Here is an 18,493-nt window from a genome sequence, read left to right as displayed (position 1 = left end):
GTTCGATCAGCCGCCGATCGCGCTCGGGTCGGCCTTCTTGGCGAAGGCCGGGTCGAGCAGGTTCTTCAGAGCGGCGTCGATGTCGGACTGCGCCGCGACGTCGCCGGTCTGCACGAAGATCGGGCCGACCTTCTTGAGCACCTTCAACTGAGCATCGCCGGGGATCGGCGAGACGTCGAGGTTGGTGCGCTCCGTGATGACGGTCGTCGCGACCGGGAGGGAGATGCTGGCCGCGTCCGCGAGGATCTGCGAGGTCTCGTCCGGGTGCTTCAGCGCCCACGCCCGCGCGTACTCGTAGGTGTTCACGACGGTCTGCGCGACGTCGGGCTTGCTGGAGATGAACGACTCGGTCGCGTTGAGGAACCCGTAGGTGTTGAACGCCACGTTGCGGTAGATCAGCTTCGCGCCGGCGGCCTGCGCGTTCGCCATGATCGGGTCGAGCCCGGCCCACGCGTCGACGGAGCCGTTCTGCAGGGCGGCCCAGCCGTCGGCGTGCTGGAGGTTCTGGATGGTGACGTCGTCGGCCGAGAGCCCGTTCGCCTCCAGCGCCTGCAGCAGGAAGAAGTAGGGGTCGGTTCCCTTGGTCGCCGCGATCTGCTTGCCCTTGAGCTCCTTCACGTCGGTGATCGACGAGTTCGGGCCGACGACGAGGGCGGACCACTCCGGCTGGGAGAAGATGTCGATGGTCTTGATCTCGGAGCCGTTCGACCGCGCGAGGAGCGCGGCGGAGCCGGCCGTCGAGCCCACGTCGATCGCACCGGAGCGCAGCGCCTCGTTCGCCTTGTTCGACCCGGCGGACTGCACCCAGTTGACGGTGATGTCCTGCTTGGCGAGGGCCTTCTCGAGCCAGCCCTCCTTCTTGATCACCAGGCTCAGCGGGTTGTACGTCGCGAAGTCGATGTTGAGAGTGCCGCCCTTCGTGACGGCGCCGGGGGTGCTGCTCGCCGCGGCGCCGGAGGCCGAGCCCTCGCCGGCCACGCAGCCGGTGAGGAGCAGGGTCGCTGCTGCGGCGGCCGCCGCGAGGGCGGTGACGATGGTGGGTGTGCGGCGCATGGGGCCTCCTGGTCCGGTGCTCGATGAGCGGTGCTGTGTGAGTGCTGCGGTGCGGGTGCTGCGGTGCGGGTGCTGCGGTGCAGACGGGGCGGTGCGAGTGGTGCGATGGAGCGGTGGTGCTGGATCGAGCCTCGCGGCCGGAGCAGGCTCGCGGGGCGGGGCCGGCCGATCTGTGGAATCAGACCAGAGACGCCTCGGCTGTGGAGGGCATTCGCCCGCTGCCGGTCGCGGTGGTGCCGTGCGCGTTCCCGTGCCGGTCGATCCCGAGCCCGTCGAGCAGGTCGGCGCGCAGTTCGGCGAGCTCCGCCGATCCACGATCGCGAGGTCGTTCGCCCGGAACGGTCGTGACGCTGCGGATGGTCGCCCCGACGCGACCCTCCTCGGCGCCGAGCAGGATGATGCGGTCGGCGAGCTGCAGCGCCTCGTCCACGTCGTGGGTGACGAGCAGGATGGTCGTCGGGGCCGCTGTGTGCACGTCGACCAGGAGGTCCTGCATCTTCAGCCGGGTCAGCGCGTCGAGGGCGCCGAACGGCTCGTCCAGCAGCAGCACGCCCGGGTTGCGGGCGAGTGCTCGCGCGAGGGAGGCGCGCTGGGCCATGCCGCCCGAGACCTCACGAGGACGCAGCCCGGCGGAGGCGGAGAGCCCGACGAGGTCGAGCAGCCGGGCGACGCGCTCGCGACCCTCGGACCGGTCGATGCCACGCGGGAGCCCGAGGGCCACGTTGTCGGCGAGCGAGCGCCACGGGAGCAGTCGCGGCTCCTGGAACCCGACAGCGCAGCGTGGGTCGACGCCCGCCACGGCCGAGCCGTCGATGAGCGCGGATCCCGCGGTGGGCCGGTCCAGGCCGCCGGCGATGCGCAGCAACGTCGACTTGCCGCAGCCGCTGGGGCCGAGGATGGCCACCACCTCTCCGGCGTCGACGCGCAGGGAGACATCGCGCAGAACGGGCCGCACCTCGCCAGCGCTCCCGCGTCGCTTGGGCGTCGCGAAGGCGCGCCCGACCCCGGCGAACTCGACGGGGTAGGCGGACGATGTCTCGGACATGGTGCTCCGACGCTACCGAAGCGCACGCGCTCACGCCCGCCCGACGAAACGTGACGTAACGAAAGGTTGCCCGCCGGACCGTCGGACATCCGACGGCGGCGTGGCACGCGGTCGGCGGAGGCGCGTCAGCCGAAGATCATCGGCCGGTCGTCGTCGTCCTCGGCGGCGGCCGTATCCGTCAGCTCCACGAGCACCGGAACGTGATCGCTCGGCGCATCGCCCTTGCGCTCCTCGCGGTGGATCGAGGCCGAGGCCACGCGGTCGGCGAAGGCCTGCGAGCCCAGGATGAAGTCGATCCGCAGGCCCTCGTTGCGGGGGAACCGAAGCTGCTTGTAATCCCAGTAGGTGTAGCCGGTCGGAACGAGGGGGCGCACCACATCCGTCAGGCCCACGGCCTCGAAGGCCGAGAACGCGGAGCGCTCCGGCGGCGAGATGTGCGTGGAGACGCCCGGGATCAGACTCGGGTCGCCGACGTCCGAGTCGAGCGGCGCCACGTTCCAGTCGCCGGTCAGCGCGAGCGGGAGGCCCGGGTTCTCGGCCAGCCAGCGGCGCGTGTCCTCCGCGAGAGCGGCCAGCCAGTCGAGCTTGTAGTCATAGTGCGGGTCGCCGAGGGCCCGGCCGTTCGGCACGTACAGGCTCCAGACGCGCACACCGTCGACGGTGGCGCCGATGGCACGCGCCTCCTTCGGCAGGTCCGGCCCCTCGTGGCCCTTGAGGAAGCCGGGCATGTCGCGGAAGCCGATCTGCACGTCCTCGAGGGGCAGACGGCTTGCGATGGCGACCCCGTTCCACTGGTTGAGGCCGTGCAGCACCACCTCGTAGCCCGCGTCCTCGAAGGGCGCGTACGGGAACTGCTCCGGCTTGCATTTGATCTCCTGCATGGCCAGCACATCGACGTCCTCGCGGACCAGCCAGTCGACCACCCGGCCGACACGGGTGCGGATGGAGTTGACGTTCCAGGTGGCGACACGCATGCACCGATCGTATCGAGAGGCCCGCCCCCATAGAATCGGGACGTGACCGACGCACGACAGCAGCTCATCGACTACATCTCGGCCGAGGCCGTCTTCCACGGGGACTTCACGCTCACGAGCGGGAAGAAGGCCACCTACTACGTCGATCTGCGCAAGGTCAGCCTCGACCACCGCGTCGCGCCGCTCATCGGCCAGGTCATGCTCGATCTGATCGCGGGCATCCCCGACGTCTCCGCCGTGGGCGGGATGACGATGGGAGCCGACCCGGTCGCCGCCGCAATCCTGCACCAGGGTGCCGCCCGCGGCGCCGGCTACGACGCGTTCGTCGTGCGCAAGGAGCCGAAGGACCACGGCCGCGGCAAGCAGGTCGAAGGCCCCGACCTCGAGGGCAAGCGCGTCGTCGTCCTCGAGGACACCTCCACCACCGGAGGCTCCCCGCTCAAGGCCGTCGAGGCCCTGAAGAAGGTGGGGGCCGAGATCGCCGCCGTCGCCGTCGTGGTCGACCGTGACACCGGCGCGCGCGAGGTCATCGAGGCCGCCGGCTACCCGTACTACGCCGCCATCGGCCTCAAGGACCTGGGGCTGGAGTAGTGGCCGACCACCGCGATCCCGGCACCGGGGACGGCGATGCCGAGGCGCCGCCGAGTTCCGCAGCGCCCGGCGCGGAGGAGGCCGAACCCGAGTTCGGAAGCAGCGAGTGGCTCCTCCGCGAGCTGGGAACGTCGGCCGAGGATGCGGCCACGGATTCCTCCTTCGAGGACGACGACGAGCTGGAGCCCGCGCCGCGCGGACGGCGACGGTGGCGCAGAGGGTCGACCGCTCCCGACGCCTCGGCCGAAGCGGATGCGGACGTCGGCGACGAGGATGCGCCCGGATCCGCCGAATCGACCGGACCGACCGGACCGACTGTGTCGGCGATTTCGTCGGCGTCGCCCGCCGAGTCGAGCCCGCCTGTCTCCCCGGTCGCCCCGGCCGGTTTCACCTGGAACCTGACGCCCGGCACCGGCGCGGACCCGTTGGTCGCCGGGAACCCGGAGGACCGTGCGCAACCCGGATCGAACCCCGCTCAGGATGCCGGATCGAGTTCGTCGGAACCCGCCGAGCCGGATCGTGAACCCACGCTGCCGGAACCGTCTGCACCCGTCATCCCTGCCCTCCCCGAGCCGTCGGTGACACCGGACCGGCCGGTGGTTACGGAGCAGCCGGCTGTCGCGGAGCAGCCCGTGCTCCCGCAACCGCCCGTGTACACCCCTCCGGTCACAGGGCCGGCTGCCGAACCGACCGCGGAGGCCCCGCCCGCAGCGGAGCCGCCGTTGTTCACTGCGCCGGTGGCGGAGCCGCGCGCCGACGCGCCGGCGGAGCCGCCACTGTTCACTGCGCCGGTGACCGCGCCGTCGCACCGTGCACCGTCGGAACCGACTCCGCCCGCCGCGGAGGCGTCCGCGACGGATGAAGGCGCGCCGTCCTCCGAACCGCCGAGCTTCCTCGCTTCGCTCCGGATGCCGGAACCTCCGGAGTGGGATGACGCGTCGGCCAGTGCGCGCCGTGGCACGCCCCCTGCATCGGCCGACGCGCCCGAGCAGCCGGAGCCGTCCCCGGCCTCTCGTGAATCGGTCGCTCCGGAGGAGGCGCAGAGCCACGGCCTCGCCGCCCTTCTCGGCTACGGTCCACCCCCGCCCGATGCGCCGTCGTCGCGCTCGATCATCGGCGACACCACCGGGATCATCCCGATCGTGCGGGGGTCCGAACCGCCACCCGCGACGCCGGTCGTCCCGTCGTCTCCCGTCGCCACGCCGGCCCCGGAAGACGCCACGACCGCCACGACGCCTGCGGCCACGACGCCCCCGCCTGCGGCCACGACGCCTACCGACACGACGCCCCCGCCTGCGGCAGCGCCGCTCTGGACGCCGACGCAGCCGTTCGCACCCACGCCCGCGCCATCCGCGTTCGTCGCGCCCCAACCTCCCGCCGAGCCCGTACTTCCGCCGCCGCATCCGTCCGCGCTGTTCGAGCCCGCAGTCGACGGCGCGGATGTGCCGACCACGAAACTCGACACCGCGGAGATGGCCGCCCTGCTCGCGGCCCGAGCCGGCGACCCGGATCCGCTGGCGTCGCCCGAGATCGCCTCGTCGACCGCGGCGACGGCCCCCACCGCAGCGTCGGAGCCCACCGCGGCGACGGCCCCCACCGCAGCGTCGGAGCCGACCGCGGCACTGCCCCAGGACACGGTCACCGCCGACGACCCCGCGACGGGGGAGACGCCGACCGAGGGCTCGGATGAACCGCAGTCCGGCAGCGCGGATCCCGGCGACGCGGACCCGGACGACGGCCTGGCCGCGCTCTTTGGCGAGGTCGCTGAGCCGGAGCCGGAGGCCCAACCGGAGCCGGCACTCGCGCCCGAGCCCGAGCCCGACCCGGAACTCGTTCCCGAGACGACTCCAGAGCCCGAAGCCGACGCGACCGCCGACCCCGCAGCGCCCGCCGACCTCCCCGCCGCCGTCGAGCCCGCGCTGTTCCGGGAGTTCCCGCCCGTCGAGCCCAGCGCGGCCGTCGAGGGCCCGCAGTTCACGGAGCCCGTGACCGTGCCGCAGGAGACGTTGCCCGCTCCGGTCTTCGCCGCCGACCCGACGGTCGCGATCCCGTCCGCGGCCACACCGCCGACGGCGCCGCCCCCGGTCGACGGCCCGCCCACCACCGTGCTCCCTGGACCGCTCGCAGAACCCGCCGGCCCGGGCGCACCCGGCGCGGGCGACGGCTCGACACCCCCGTCCCGGCCGCGGGATCCGCGCAAGACCCGCGTGCTCTTCCTCGTCGCGGGCATTCTCGCGGTGATCCTCGTTCTCATCGGCCTCTTCGCCCTCGGCACGCGTCTGCCGTCGGTTTTCGGCGCCGCGTCGTCCACGGCGAAGGCGACGTCGGCCTCCACCCCGTCGAAGACGCCCACGCCGACGCCCACCCCGACCCCCACGGTCACGCCCAAGCCGGCGGCCCCCGCCGCGGCGGGCGTGCAGGCCTGGGATGTGCTCGGCGGCGGCGAGTGCATCGAGCCGTACACGACACCGTGGGCCGAGTCGTTCACGGTCGTGGACTGCGCGACGCCGCACACGGCGCAGATGGTCTACACGGGCATCCTGAACCCCGACATCGCGGCGGCCTATCCCGGTGCCGACGCCCTCGCGCAGCAGATCAACGGCCTGTGCACAGCCCCGGGCGTGATCGACCTGAACGCCGCGGGCGCATATACCGGGCTGCAGGTGCAGGGCACCTTCCCCGCGACGGAGGAGCAGTGGAAGGACGGGCAGCGCTCCTACTACTGCTTCGCGAGCCGGTCGACGGGCGAGCCCATGACATCATCGGTGGCCGGGCCGGGCCCCGCGGCCTGATCGCCGGTCGTGGCGCTCACTCCGACCTGTCGGCCTCGTAGCGGCCGAGCGCCGTCGGCGGGTTGAGGGCCCGCGCGGACTCCAGCACGTCCTCCGCCTCGTCGTGACCGGGCATCGTCACGTTGACGACCACGGCGTCGCGGGCGGAGCCGGTACCGAAGAACCCTTCCGCGTCGAGGTCGGCGAGTGCGCCCGAGATCGCCTCGAACAGGGCCTCGTTCACGGCGCGGGGGCGGTCGTAGGGGTTGCCGAACGCGTCGAAGAGCTCCTCGACCTCGGCGAAGCCTGCGTCACCGTAGAGGTCGAAGGGCGAGTCGTTCTCCGCCCAGCGCAGCTCGTCCTCGGTGACGGTCATGCCTCGCGCGCCGTAGTGGTCGACCGTTCGACGGAGTCCCTCCACCGAGAGGGCCGTGGGGGCCGGCCGGTGCGCGAGCGGCGTCGTCCACAGCCCGAAGTAGTAGAACGACTCGGGGTGCTCGCGCCGCAGCTCGGTCCACGCGCGGCGGGCGGCCCCCCGGATCGCGGAGCGGACGCGCGCGTAGGCGGCGGGGTGGTGCTCGAGGGTCACGCCGTCAAAGATCCGATTCCACGGGCTCGGTGGAGAGCAGCTCGCTGACGCCGCTCAGGATCTCGTCGGGCCGGAACGGGTAGCGGTCGATCTCGGCCTGATCGCTGATGCCGGTCAGCACCAGGATGGTGTGCAGTCCCGCCTCGATGCCCGCGACGACGTCGGTGTCCATCCGGTCGCCGATCATCGCCGTGTTCTCGGAGTGCGCGCCGATGCGGTTGAGGGCCGAGCGGAACATCATCGGGTTGGGCTTGCCCACGACGTAGGGCTCCATGCCGCCGGTCGCTTTGGTGATCATGGCGGTCACGGCTCCGGTCGCGGGCAGCGGGCCCTCGGCGCTCGGGCCGGTCGCGTCGGGGTTGGTCGAGATGAACCGCGCTCCGGCGCCGATGAGGCGGATGGCCTTGGTGATCGCGTCGAACGAGTAGCTGCGTGTCTCGCCGACGACGACGTAGTCGGGGTTCGTGTCGGTCATGATGAAGCCGGCCTCGTGCAGGGCGGTCGTCAGACCCGCCTCGCCGATCACGTAGGCGCTGCCGCCGGGCTTCTGCGACTTGAGGAAGTCGGCCGTGGCGAGGGCGGAGGTCCAGATCGACTCCTCCGGAACGTCCAGCCCGGAGGCGCGGAGACGGGCGGCGAGGTCGCGCGGGGTGTAGATGGAGTTGTTCGTGAGCACGAGGAACGGCGTGCCCCTGTCGCGCCACTGCTGGATCAGCTCGGAGGCGCCCGGCAGCGCCTTGTTCTCATGGACGAGCACACCATCCATGTCGGTGAGCCAGCATTCGATCTCGTCGCGTCGAGCCACGCAAACCCCTTTCGATGGACCGGACGCCACCAGCTTAGAGGTCGGGGCCGGGCGGCGGGCGGGCACTCAGCCTGTTCACGCCCGCCGCGCGGGCGCGTTGCGCGGATGCGCCGGGCGGACGGGCCGGGGACGGGCCAGGCGGACGCATCGGGCCAGAGCCTTCGCCGTGAGCGACGCGAACCCGTCCGGGGCGATGGCGCCGCTGTCGAGCAGATGCGTGGCGCGCGACTACGCTGGCGGAGTGGATCAGCCCGGACCGTCGCACGAGCTCAGCACGCACGGCGTGGGCCCCTGGCCCGGCGTCTGGCCCGCGGGCGAGCACTACGATCCCGAGCTGCTGCGCCACGGCGACACCCGCAATGTGATCGACCGCTACCGCTACTGGCGGATGGAGGCCATCGTCGCCGACCTCGACGAGCACCGGCATCCGTTCCATGTCGCCATCGAGAACTGGCAGCACGACATGAACATCGGCTCGATCGTGCGCAGCGCCAACGCGTTCGCGGCCGACACCGTGCACATCATCGGCCGTCGGCGCTGGAACAAGCGCGGTGCCATGGTGACCGACAGGTACCAGCACGTCCGCCACCATGAGGACGTGGAGGGGTTCGTCGCGTGGACGCGGGAGGCCGGCCTCCCGATCATCGCGATCGACAACGTGCCCGGGTCGGTGCTCATCGAGACCTTCGCGCTCCCGCGGGAGTGCGTGCTGCTCTTCGGGCAGGAGGGCCCGGGGCTCTCGCAGCCCGCGATCGACGCGGCGGACGCCGTGGTCGAGATCTCGCAGTTCGGCTCCACCCGCTCGATCAACGCGTCGGCGGCGGCCGCCGTGGCCATGCACGCCTGGATCCTGCAGCACGTGCGCTTCTGACCTCCCACGCGCGTTTTGGTCCGAATGTCGCGGATGGCGCGCGCTATCCCGCGCTTTGGTCCAAATCGCACGAGGGGAGGTGCGGCGCGTTTTGGTCCAAAAGTCGCGAATAGCGCGGGCGGTTTCAGCTGGTGAGTGCAACACCTTGTAGGTATTGGTCGAGTTTCTCGGCTGGGGTGTGGAAGTTCAAGGTTTGTCGGGGGCGGATGTTGAGGAGGCGTTGGGTTTCGGCGAGGTCGGCGTCGGGGATGGTGTTGAAGTTGGTGCCCTTGGGGTAGAAGTCTCGGATCAGCCCGTTGAGGTTCTCGTTGCTGCCGCGCTGCCAGGGTGAGTGAGGGTCGGCGAAGAACACCGGGCAACCGGTTGCGATAGTGAAGCGGGCGTGTTCTGCCATCTCGGTGCCCTGATCCCAGGTCAGGGTCGAGAACAGTGCGGACGGCAGGTGGCCGATCATCTCGGTGAGCCGGTCGATGACCGTGGCGGAGTCCCGGGTTCCGGGCAGCCGGCCCAGGAGGGCGAACCGGGTGGAGCGTTCGACCAGGGTGATGATCCCGGAGCCTGCGGGTCCGACGACGAGGTCGCCTTCCCAATGTCCCGGGACGGCGCGGTCGGTGACCTGGGCTGGCCGGTCGCTGAGCCGGGCACCGTCCAGCCAGGGCCGGTTGCTGCGCCGCGGCAGTTTCGACTGCGGGATGCGTCCCGCCCGACCGGTCCGCAACGCTTTGACCACGGTCAGCTCGTGCCGCAACCCGCCTTTGCCCTGAACATAGAGGGCCTGGTAGATCGTCTCAGCCGTCACCCGCATATCCTCTCGCCCCGGGAACAGCAGCGGCAGCCGACCCGCGACCTGCTGCGGGGAGAACCGGGCGTTCAACTGTTCGACCACCGCGGCCCGCAACCACGGATCCTGATCGAGTTTGCGCGGCTTGGGCCGGGCCCGCCGCTGACCGGCGACCTGATGCGCCACCCCCGCCTCATATTGCCACCGCCCCCGATACGACCACCTGGAACGGGCAACCTCCCGCGACACCGTCGACGGTGCCACCCCGACCAGACCCGCGATCCGGCGCAACGAGAACCCCTGCGCCAACCCTGCCTGGATCAACGCCCGATCCGCCAACGACAACCTGCGCCCATGACCCCCCGCCGCGCCACCCGCACCCGACAGCCCGACACGCAACAAACCAGCACGACTCCCCGGCTCAAACCTCATGCCCGCAAGCCTGGCCCACCGCTGCACCCGACCACGCGGCACCCCCACCACCACCGCCACACTCACAGCCGAAGCACCAGCCAACAACAACCCCAACGCCTCAACCCGCGTCTCCAACGACGAATGCAACCCCATCCCAACCCTCCACATCAACAAAGGGTGTTGCACTCACCACCAGAAACCACCGACGCCGTTTCTCGCGATTCGGTCCAAATGTCGCGAGGAGGGCGGGCGCGCGCGAGGGGAGGGGTCACCGGTTCTCGCGGCGCCAGACGATCTTGAGGCCGGACCAATCGGTCGAGAGGGCGGCGACCTTCACGTCGACAAGCCCGCGGTCGAGTGCGGCGTCGCGCAGGAGGTTCTCGTCGATGTCGCTCACGTGCCCGGCGGCCTTGCGCGGCCAGGCCGCCCACAGCATCCCGGCCGGCCGGATGCGCGCGCCGAGCGCGTCGAGTTCGGCCAGGTACTCCGCCGCCTCGCGGTAGAACGCGAGCACCAGCCCGGCCGGGCCGTCATCGCGCGGAGGGAGCCATTCGATCGGTGCGGGGGCGTCCGGTGCGTCGAGGGGGATGCGCCAGCCGGCGTCCGCGTGCAGCAGCTGGGCGCGCATCCCGGGCTTCAGCCCGAGCTTCTTCCACAGCGGTGTGCCGGAGTAGCCGGCCGGGGTGCTCATCCCTCGCCCCGCCACCCCGAAGCCTCGGCGATGCGCTCGACGTCCGCCGGGCTGAGCACGTAGACCGGGTCGCCGTCGTCCCCGGCGGGCGCCGTCACGAAGTGCGCGCGCACAGGCTCGTCGTCCGGGAGGTCGACCACCGCGAATCCCGAACCGCGAACCGCACGGTCGCCGGGCTCGGACCAGAGCACGTCGACGGTGTTCGCGACGGCCGGGGCGACGACGAGCGGGATGTACCCCGGGTCCGTCTCGGTCGCGAGCGCGTGGTGGTAGTGGCCGGCCAGGATCGCGCGGACATCGCCGTCGCGGCACGCCTCCAGGAGGGGGTCCGGGTCCACCAGCCGCAGGCTCTCGAAGAGCCCGGTCGTCGGCGGCGTCGGCGGGTGGTGCAGCACGACGACGGTTCCGTGCTCGGCCGACTCCGACAGGACCTCGCGCAGCCGCTCCAGCTGCTCCTCGTCGATCGACCCGTACCCGGCGCCCGTCACCGTGGAGTCGACGGTCACGATCCGCAGCCCGCGCACCTCCACGACGGTCTCGCGCTCCCCGAGGACCTCCTCGAACGGCTCCGGGAGGTCGTGGTTGCCGATCGCGTACACGACCTGCGCACCCCGATCGGCCGCCCACGGCTCGAGCATCCCGGAGAGGATCCGGTACGACTCGGCCGACCCGTCGTCGGAGAGGTCGCCGGAGACGACGACCGCATCCACAGCGCCCAGCGACCCCGCGCGCTCGAGCACCCGCTCGAGCGCGATGCGCGTGTCCACGAGGCCGTAGTGCAGGGTCCCGTCGCCGAAGAGGTGGGTATCGCTGAGGTGCAGGATGCGGTGGGAGGCGGTCACGCGCCGAGCCTAGCGCGCACCGGTGACGGGGCCGTTCTCGCGAGGAGCGAAGCCGTCACGCCGAGTATGTCCAGGATGCGAGAGTCTGCTCGGTGACGGAGACGGGTCGCGGCCGCTTCTCTGCGCGCAATTCGCAGTGGAGCGTGAGCGCCCGACGTGTACCCGCCACTCCCAGGTCGAGGCGAAGGGTGGCCGAGGATGCCTCAGCGGTCTCCTCCGTCAGCGCATCGGTCGGACGAGCCTCGATCCTGACCCGGATCGAACCCGGCCCCGTGGCGACGATGCCATCGCCCGCCGCGTAGACACCGTACGTCGGCGCGGGATAGTCGCGGGAAGGGAAGCCGAAGAGAGCGAGATCTGCGTCGTGATCGACGTCGCCGAGGGTGACCCTGCCTGCACAGCGATGGAGCGGAAGCAGGAGATTCCGCTCCTCGGTGTGCTCGAGGAATATCGTGGCGAAGCCGGACAGCGACAGCGCGGCGGAGTAGGTGCTACGTGTCAGCGTCAGTTCGGCGTCGAGGATCTGAGCGGGCGGGATCGACACCTGCGCAGCCAGCATCCTCACCAGCTCGTTGCGTTTGATGCTGCGCGTCCTGGTCCCGTCGCGCATCGGCACTTCCCGTTCGACCGCTCCACCGCTCGGCGCCTTGACGACATACGGGGCTCGGTCGGTACCGAAGAGCATCGCAACCACGCTTCCGCCCTCGCCGACCGGAATGTTGAGGTGGAGGAGCAGCTCGGGATGCACCTCGTCGAAGCGTGAGCTGAGCTGACTCCACCAGGTGGCCGGATCGACATCGCCCGGGTGGACGACGTCTCCGGTCTTCTCGTCCACTCCGATGATGTAGATCATCGGCTCGCCGTTCGCGCGGTTGGCCGCGCCGGCGAGCTGTCGCGGCCGGTCGGGGAGCGGCCATTCCCGCTTCAGCTCGATGCGGTCGTCTTCGAGCGGTTGCCCGGCGCGAAGCCGATCGAGCGCGGAGAGGACGATGGCTTCGAGTTGCTGCGAACGCATGCCTTCGATTCTCGCGGATCGGCGCGCTTACCCGATCAGCGACGGCCGCAGGTCGCGCAGCGTGCGGAAGTGCGTCATCCGCGTCACCCCGATCGCTGCCAGCAGCAGCGCGATCAGCAGCCAGAGACCGAGCACGCCCGCGTCCGCCCAGGCCGTCGCCGGGTTGCCGCCGTACATCAGCTGGCGTATCCCGTCGACGGCGTAGGACATCGGGAGCACGTGGTGCAGGGCGGCCAACGGTCCGGGCAGCGTCTGCCAGGGGAATGTGCCTCCGGCGGTCACCAGCTGGAGCACCATCAGCACCAGGCCGAGGAACTGTCCGACGCTGCCCAGCCACACGTTGAGCGTCAGGATGATCGCCGCGAAGGTCAGGGACGCCAGCGCCATCAGCCCGTACATCCCGACCGGGTTGTCGATGCGGAAGCCGAGCGCCCCCGCGACGATCGCGAAGAGGCCGACCATCTGGATCGCGCCGAGCAGGCCCGGCGTGAGCCAGCCCGCGAGCGTGATCTTGACCGGCGAGTGGAGGGCCGTGATCGCCCGGCGCGAGACGGGCTTCACGATCAGGAACAGCGCGTAGATGCCGATCCAGCCGGCCAGGGCGACGAAGAACGGCGCGAGCCCGGCACCGTAGGTGCCGGCGGAGGTGATGCTGTCGTTCTTGAGGTTGACCGGGTCGGAGATGGTCGACGCCTGCTTCTTCTGCAGCTCGGGGGAGTTGTCCGGGATCTGCTTCACGCCGTCCTGGAGACCGTTGCTCAGTGTCGTGGTGCCGTCGTGGAGTGTCGTGAGGCCGTCGCGCAGCTGGGCGGCGCCGGAGGCCGCGGAGCCGGCGCCGGTCGCCAGCTGCTCGGCACCGGCCTGCGCCTGGGCGGATCCGCTGGCGACCTGGGAGGCGCCGCTCGCGACCTGGTCTGCGCCCGCGGAGAGCTGGTTGATCTTTCCGACGGCCGCCTGGATCTTGTCGTTGCCCGCCTGCACCTTCGTGTCGAGCTCGCCGAGCACGGCCTTCACCTGGTCGAGCTGGGCCTCGGTCGCTCCCGCCTCCTGCAGGCGGGTCAACAGCTCCTGCTGCGCGGCCGGTGCGTCGGCGGCGAGCTGCGCGGCGACCTGCCCTGCCTCGTCCGCCTTGCCGGCGAGCTCTTTGTTGCCCGTGGCGACCTGCGCCGCGCCGTCGCTGACCTGCTGCGCGCCCGACGCGAGCTGCCCGAGCGAGCTCGCCAGCGTCTGCGACCCGCTCGACAGCTGCGCCGTGCCGTCCGCGAGTGCGGAGGCCCCCGACTGCGCGGTGGCGCTGCCGTCGACCAGCTGGCTCGCGCCGTCCGCCGCCTTCACCAGGCTGGAGCGGATGTCCGCGAGGCCGAGGAGGAACTGCTCCGCCGCCTGCTGGTTCACCTGCTTGACGATGGAGGTGCGGATCTTCTCGGCCGCCTGGGTGCCGATCGTCGACGCCAGGTAGCTGTTGGTGTCGTTGGTCGTCAGCGTGACGACCGCGCGGTGCGGGCTGTCGCCCGAGGCGGAGGCGAGCGCCTCGGAGAAGTCGGACGGGAACGTGATGCTGAAGTCGTACTTCGAGTCGTCGACGCCGCTCGCCGCGGAGCCGGATTCCACGCGCTTCCAGTCGAACGAGCCGTCCTTGATGAGCTGGTCGGCCACCTGGTCGCCGTAGTTGACGGTCTTGCCGTCGACGGTCGCGCCGGTGTCGTCCACGACGATCGCCGCTGGGATCTTGTTGAGGTTGGCGTAGGGGTTCTGGTTGGCCCACAGGTACAGGCCGCCGTAGAGCACGGGCACGGCCATGAGCGCGATGAGCGCCACGATGGCCATCGGGTTGGCGGTCAGGCGGCGGAACTCCGCCGCGATCATCTGCGGGATCTTCATGCGTTCTCCACGATCAGGTCGGGAAGGTCGTCGGTGTCGTCGTGGCCCGGGTCCTCGTCGAAGGTCGCGGGGCCGGTCGTCGGAGCGGTCTCGTCGAGTCGCGAGACGAGGGAGGCGGCGGCGATGGCCGCGGCGGACGCGTCGCCCGCCACCACGAGCACGGCGATGCCGCGACCGGCGAGTTCGCGCGCGAACGTCCACCATTCGGTCGGGTCGCCGCCGTGCCGGTCGGGCGAGACGATCACGAGACCGTCCACCCCCTCCCGCATCAGCGCCAGCTCGGCGAGGAGGCGGATGCGCACGGTGGGCGGCACCGTGCCGATCGCCCAGCGCGCGTACTCGGAGGCGCCGAGCTCGTTCAGCCGCTTGTTGACGGCGATCGGGTGGGAGGCGCGTCCCGCGAACATCAGCTCCTCCGCCACGATTCCGGCGACGGTGACGTCGGCGGCGGGCTCGCAGACGTCGGGGGCGTCGATGAGGGCGATCCGGCGCCGCATGGTGCGGTAGTCCGTCGTTCCGTCGATGGTCACCACCCCGGCGTCCGGGCGCATCCGGCCCGAGGCGATCAGCCCGAGCACGGTGGGGCGCTGCTCGGTCTCGGCGCGGGCGAGCACGGCCTGGCCGGTGGCGTAGGCGACGGTGGTCGGCGGGAGGGCGGCGTTGCGCGGCCCCTTCGCGACGGAGTCGAGTGCGATCTTCAACGGGTCTCCTCGGGTGCCGCGTCCTGTTCGGGTGTGCCGCCCTGCTCCGGGACGAACGCGAGTTCGGGTGTGCTGTCGATGAGTGCGTCGGCCTCCTGCCAGCCCAGCCCGGCGGCGCCGAGGCCGGCGAGCATGACCAGCCGGTGCCCGGCGGCGCGGGAGAGTCCGGCGCGGGTGGCCTCGTCGAGCACGGCGACGGCCGCGTTCTCGATGAGCCGGGTGACGGTCTCGCGGTCGAGGTCGGTGCGCACCTGACCGGCGGCCATCCCCCGCTCGACCGTGGAGCGGAGGCGCTCGCGGGCCGGGTCGAGGGCGGTGGCGACCATGTGCCGGTGCGGCCCGCGCACGGCGAGAGCCGCGCTGACCCGGATGTGCTCGACCTCGGCCCACAGGGTCGCTCCGAACAGCGCGATCTCGACGCGGGCGTCGGGATGCGACACCGGGTCGAGCAGCGCCGCCAGCCGGGCGGCGCCGCGCGTGAACACGTCGACCAGCAGGTCGTCGCGGTTGGCGAAGTGCCCGTAGAGCGCGCGGCGGCTGAGGCCGGCGCGCGCGGCGATGGTCTCGAGGGAGGCGTCGATGTCCTCGTTCAGGGCCGCCGCTGCGGCGACGAGGAGGGCCTCCCGGTTCGCGGCGGCATCGCGTCGCGTCGCGCGGCTGGAGGGAGCGGGCATGCCCTCATCCTACGCTTCTTGCACACCACTGTGCAACTTATCGCACTGCATCCGCCGCCGAAGTTCACGACGGTGCGCTCATTTCGCCGAAATGAGCGCAAGAACGTGAACTTCGGCGCACGGGCTACGCGGGGGGAGGGGGAGGGGGTGGGGGTGCGGGGCGCGGGGGTGTCAGGTCGACGCGCGCACGACTAGGCGGGGAGGGGAGACGGGCAGCAGCTCGTGATCGAGCCCGAGGGCGAGGGCGGCGGCGTGGGCACCCAGCTCGCGGCCCGAATGGTGGACGGAGGTGAGGGGCACGACCGCCGAGATCGCATCGTCGATATCGTCGTATCCGATGATCGCGAGGTCCTGAGGGATGCGGAGGCCGCGGCGGAGTGCCGCCGTCTGGAGCGCCAGCGCCAGGAGATCGTTGGCGCAGATCGCAGCGGTCGCGCCGCCGAGATCGTCGAGCAGTTCCTCGGCGGCCCGGAGGCGTGAGGCCATGTCGTTGCCCGCTGCGTCGAAGCGCGCGATCTCGATCGCGATGCGCGCGTCTCGGGCGGCCTCCTGGATGCCGTCGAGGCGCTCCGCGATCTGGGGCGCGGCGCCCGGGCCCCCGAAGAACACGCAGTGCCGGTGCCCTCGGTCGAGCAGATGCTGCATGGCGAGATATCCGGCGAGCGGGTTGTCGATGTTCACCGAGATGTACTCGTCCGAGTGCGAGCCGACGAGGACCACTCGTGCGCCGCTGTCCTTGACCAGCTGCAACGGCTCCCCTTCGGCGGTCATCGCCATCGTGATCGCGCCGGCCACGCGCATCTCGGCGAGCACCTGGGCGAAGCGCTGTTCACGGTCGAGGTCGCCGTCGGTGTTGCAGGTGATCACGATGTGGCCGTGCTCCAGTGCCACGTCCTCGATGCCTCGGCTCACCTCCGCGAGGAACGGGTTGGACAGATCGGGCACGAGGAACGCCAATGCGGGGCTGCGCGCGCCTTGCATCACCCGCACAGCTGCGTTCGGGATGAAGCCGAGCTCGTCGATCGCGGCGCGGATCCGTTCCGCGGTGGCGGGCGCGATCGGCTTCGTGTCGTTGAGGAAGTTCGACACCGTGCCGATGGAGACGGCCGCGCGCTCGGCGACGTCGCGGATGCTGGATCGTGCCGACACGTGGCCCCCTCTCTGCGGCGGGCCCGTTCCGAGCATCCGCACGTTGACAGGATAGTCGCCTCGGTGAAATGATTCACCACATCGACGGTGAAATGGTTCACCGCCGCACGCGCAGTCCGTTCGAAGGAGAACAATGACGACACTCGCCCCGACCGATCTGACCCCCTCGGTGCGTGACCGCATCCAGGGCTGCTGGCTCGGCAAAGCCGTGGGAGGAACCCTCGGGCAGACCTTCGAAGGGCTGTCCGGGCCGATCGACGCCGACTTCTACTTCCCGGTGCCGGACGAGATGGTCCCGAACGACGACCTCGACCTGCAGGTCGTCTATGCGGCGGTGCTCGACGCGCTGGAGGAGCCCCGCGTCGACCGTCACATCCTCGCCGACGCCTGGCGCAAGCACGTGCTCTTCCCCTGGAACGAGTACGGCGTCGCGGTGCGCAACCTCGCGGAAGGGCTGGAGCCGCCCTACACCGGCTCCTACGACAACTGGTTCACCTGCGGAGAGGGTGCGGCGATCCGGTCGGAGATCTGGGCCTGCCTGGCGCCCGGCGACCCCGATCTCGCGGCCGCCTACGCTTACGAGGACGCCTGCTTCGACCACGACGGCGACGGTGTCTACGCGGCCCAGTTCCTCGCCCGCCTCCAGTCACTCGCCTTCGTCGAGTCCGACACCGACGCGCTCATCGACGGCGCCCTCGCCGGAATCCCCGCCGACAGCGGCATCGCCGCCGTCGTCGTCGACACGCGACGCTGGGCGCGGGAGCACGACGATTGGCGCGATGTCCGTGCGCTCATCGTCGAGAAGTACGGCAGCCAGGACTTCACCGACGTGCGCCAGAACACGGGCTTCGTCATCCTGGGCTGGCTGCACGGCCGCGACTTCTCGGAGGCCATCCTCATCACCAACAACTGCGGCGAGGACTGCGACAGCTCGACGGCCTCTGTGGGCGCGCTGCTCGGCATCCTTGACCCCGGCGGCATCGACGATCGCTGGCTCGCGCCGATCGGCAGCGACCTCGTGCTCAACTCGGAGATCGTCGACCTGGAGCACCCCTCCACACTCGACGACTTCACCGATCTGGTCCTCAGGCTCGGTCGCCGTCTCGGTGGCGTCGCACCCCGTGCGACGAGCGCACCGTTCGACCCGGCGACCCACCGCATCCCCGTGCGCCTCTCTCACTTCAACACGGTGTACTCCCCGGAGCGGTGGAACCAGCGCGACCAGTCCGAGCTGCCGCAGATCGGGGGGCCTCTCCCCGCACTCGACTATGTGGACGGAAGCCTTCCGGGCACCTGGGTGCGCAAGCCCCGGACCGAGTTCGACGACCGCCTGCTCATGGTCGAGTACGCGCTCGACGGGCGCGGCCGGCAGGACGTGCGCCTGATGGTCAACAGCACCGAGGACTACCGCGTGTGGATCGACGGCGAGTTCCTCCACGGAGCGCAAGGCAGCGTGTTGTTCTTCCCTGCACCCCACATGGCGCCCGTCGGCCAGTATGTCGACTTCGAGCTCGCGGAGGGCGCGCACACCCTCTCGATCGCGTTCAAGCGCCCGCCGCAGCATCGGGACGCCGCCGAATGGGTGGTCGCCCTCGTCGAGCGCCCGAGCATGCTCTGGATCGAGAACGCGCTCCGTCCCTGAACCG

The 18,493-nt window shown here is 71.1% G+C and carries 17 protein-coding genes; 4 read left to right on the top strand and 13 right to left on the bottom strand.

Features of this window, described 5'->3' with window-relative positions; translation table 11 throughout:
• Positions 1-6 precede the first annotated feature (6 nt).
• The 3 genes from IT072_RS18490 to IT072_RS18480 form a co-directional block, all read right to left on the bottom strand.
• Positions 7-1,053, bottom strand: coding sequence for an aliphatic sulfonate ABC transporter substrate-binding protein (locus IT072_RS18490; RefSeq protein WP_223358299.1), 1,047 nt, complete (start codon positions 1,051-1,053; stop codon positions 7-9).
• Positions 1,054-1,231: 178 nt separating this feature from the next.
• Complete coding sequence (locus tag IT072_RS18485) at positions 1,232-2,098, bottom strand: ABC transporter ATP-binding protein (RefSeq protein ID WP_223358298.1); 867 nt, start codon at positions 2,096-2,098, stop codon at positions 1,232-1,234.
• A 125-nt stretch (positions 2,099-2,223) separates the two neighbouring features.
• Positions 2,224-3,072 carry an exodeoxyribonuclease III gene (locus tag IT072_RS18480; RefSeq protein ID WP_223358297.1) on the bottom strand — a complete coding sequence of 283 codons (849 nt, stop codon included), beginning with the start codon at positions 3,070-3,072 and terminating at the stop codon, positions 2,224-2,226.
• A 42-nt stretch (positions 3,073-3,114) separates the two neighbouring features.
• On the opposite strand from IT072_RS18480, the gene pyrE reads away from it, so the two are divergent.
• Both pyrE and IT072_RS18470 read left to right on the top strand, forming a co-directional pair.
• Positions 3,115-3,663 (top strand): orotate phosphoribosyltransferase, encoded by a 549-nt coding sequence (gene pyrE / locus IT072_RS18475; RefSeq protein ID WP_223358296.1) that lies wholly within the window; start codon positions 3,115-3,117, stop codon positions 3,661-3,663.
• Entirely contained in the window at positions 3,663-6,455 is a 2,793-nt protein-coding gene (locus IT072_RS18470) for a septum formation family protein (RefSeq protein WP_223358295.1), read from the top strand. Before pyrE ends, IT072_RS18470 begins: the two co-directional genes overlap by 1 nt.
• 16 nt (positions 6,456-6,471) lie before the next feature.
• Here IT072_RS18470 and IT072_RS18465 read toward each other — a convergent pair whose 3' ends face one another.
• Complete coding sequence (locus tag IT072_RS18465; RefSeq protein WP_223358294.1) at positions 6,472-7,023, bottom strand: DUF4303 domain-containing protein; 552 nt, start codon at positions 7,021-7,023, stop codon at positions 6,472-6,474.
• A 4-nt stretch (positions 7,024-7,027) separates the two neighbouring features.
• A complete protein-coding gene (locus IT072_RS18460) occupies positions 7,028-7,828 on the bottom strand; it encodes an HAD-IIA family hydrolase (RefSeq protein WP_223358293.1) in 801 nt (266 codons plus the stop codon).
• Between the two features lie 193 nt (positions 7,829-8,021).
• On the opposite strand from IT072_RS18460, the gene IT072_RS18455 reads away from it, so the two are divergent.
• The gene (locus IT072_RS18455) at positions 8,022-8,699 is read left to right on the top strand and encodes a TrmH family RNA methyltransferase (protein ID WP_442786814.1); all 678 of its coding nucleotides are present in this window, start codon (positions 8,022-8,024) and stop codon (positions 8,697-8,699) included.
• Between the two features lie 124 nt (positions 8,700-8,823).
• Here the strand turns inward: IT072_RS18455 and IT072_RS18450 are convergent, their stop codons facing one another.
• The 8 genes from IT072_RS18450 to IT072_RS18410 all read right to left on the bottom strand — a co-directional run bounded on the left by IT072_RS18450 (position 8,824) and on the right by IT072_RS18410 (position 16,847).
• Complete coding sequence (locus IT072_RS18450; protein ID WP_442786773.1) at positions 8,824-10,047, bottom strand: IS30 family transposase; 1,224 nt, start codon at positions 10,045-10,047, stop codon at positions 8,824-8,826.
• Positions 10,048-10,162: 115 nt separating this feature from the next.
• Positions 10,163-10,585, bottom strand: a complete 423-nt coding sequence (locus IT072_RS18440) for a DUF3052 domain-containing protein (RefSeq protein WP_223358291.1) — start codon at positions 10,583-10,585, stop codon at positions 10,163-10,165.
• The gene (locus tag IT072_RS18435; protein WP_223358290.1) at positions 10,582-11,427 is read right to left on the bottom strand and encodes a metallophosphoesterase; all 846 of its coding nucleotides are present in this window, start codon (positions 11,425-11,427) and stop codon (positions 10,582-10,584) included. Before IT072_RS18435 ends, IT072_RS18440 begins: the two co-directional genes overlap by 4 nt.
• A 55-nt stretch (positions 11,428-11,482) precedes the next feature.
• A complete protein-coding gene (locus IT072_RS18430) occupies positions 11,483-12,442 on the bottom strand; it encodes a hypothetical protein (RefSeq protein WP_223358289.1) in 960 nt (319 codons plus the stop codon).
• A gap of 27 nt (positions 12,443-12,469) precedes the next feature.
• Positions 12,470-14,323, bottom strand: coding sequence for a YhgE/Pip domain-containing protein (locus IT072_RS18425; RefSeq protein WP_223358288.1), 1,854 nt, complete (start codon positions 14,321-14,323; stop codon positions 12,470-12,472).
• Entirely contained in the window at positions 14,320-15,024 is a 705-nt protein-coding gene (locus IT072_RS18420) for a hypothetical protein (protein ID WP_223358287.1), read from the bottom strand. Before IT072_RS18420 ends, IT072_RS18425 begins: the two co-directional genes overlap by 4 nt.
• Positions 15,021-15,698, bottom strand: a complete 678-nt coding sequence (locus IT072_RS18415; protein ID WP_223358286.1) for a TetR/AcrR family transcriptional regulator — start codon at positions 15,696-15,698, stop codon at positions 15,021-15,023. Before IT072_RS18415 ends, IT072_RS18420 begins: the two co-directional genes overlap by 4 nt.
• A 171-nt stretch (positions 15,699-15,869) precedes the next feature.
• Entirely contained in the window at positions 15,870-16,847 is a 978-nt protein-coding gene (locus IT072_RS18410; protein ID WP_223358285.1) for a LacI family DNA-binding transcriptional regulator, read from the bottom strand.
• A 133-nt stretch (positions 16,848-16,980) separates the two neighbouring features.
• On the opposite strand from IT072_RS18410, the gene IT072_RS18405 reads away from it, so the two are divergent.
• A complete protein-coding gene (locus tag IT072_RS18405) occupies positions 16,981-18,489 on the top strand; it encodes an ADP-ribosylglycohydrolase family protein (protein WP_223358284.1) in 1,509 nt (502 codons plus the stop codon).
• The last annotated feature ends 4 nt before the right edge of the window (positions 18,490-18,493 follow it).

The organism is Leifsonia sp. ZF2019, from assembly GCF_019924635.1.
Lineage (GTDB): Bacteria > Actinomycetota > Actinomycetes > Actinomycetales > Microbacteriaceae > Leifsonia.
This window is presented reverse-complemented; position numbering and strand designations above follow the sequence as displayed.

What these genes read in the sequence shown, in the direction of transcription:
- IT072_RS18405 (WP_223358284.1), top strand. Translation starts at nt 16,981, where the DNA reads ATGACGACACTCGCCCCGACCGATCTGACCCCCTCGGTGCGTGACCGC.
- IT072_RS18455 (WP_442786814.1), top strand. Translation starts at nt 8,022, where the DNA reads ATGGCGCCGCTGTCGAGCAGATGCGTGGCGCGCGACTACGCTGGCGGA.
- IT072_RS18480 (WP_223358297.1), bottom strand. Translation starts at nt 3,072, where the DNA reads ATGCGTGTCGCCACCTGGAACGTCAACTCCATCCGCACCCGTGTCGGC.
- IT072_RS18450 (WP_442786773.1), bottom strand. Translation starts at nt 10,047, where the DNA reads ATGGGGTTGCATTCGTCGTTGGAGACGCGGGTTGAGGCGTTGGGGTTG.
- IT072_RS18415 (WP_223358286.1), bottom strand. Translation starts at nt 15,698, where the DNA reads ATGCCCGCTCCCTCCAGCCGCGCGACGCGACGCGATGCCGCCGCGAAC.
- IT072_RS18485 (WP_223358298.1), bottom strand. Translation starts at nt 2,098, where the DNA reads ATGTCCGAGACATCGTCCGCCTACCCCGTCGAGTTCGCCGGGGTCGGG.
- IT072_RS18490 (WP_223358299.1), bottom strand. Translation starts at nt 1,053, where the DNA reads ATGCGCCGCACACCCACCATCGTCACCGCCCTCGCGGCGGCCGCCGCA.
- IT072_RS18425 (WP_223358288.1), bottom strand. Translation starts at nt 14,323, where the DNA reads ATGAAGATCCCGCAGATGATCGCGGCGGAGTTCCGCCGCCTGACCGCC.
- IT072_RS18430 (WP_223358289.1), bottom strand. Translation starts at nt 12,442, where the DNA reads ATGCGTTCGCAGCAACTCGAAGCCATCGTCCTCTCCGCGCTCGATCGG.
- IT072_RS18440 (WP_223358291.1), bottom strand. Translation starts at nt 10,585, where the DNA reads ATGAGCACCCCGGCCGGCTACTCCGGCACACCGCTGTGGAAGAAGCTC.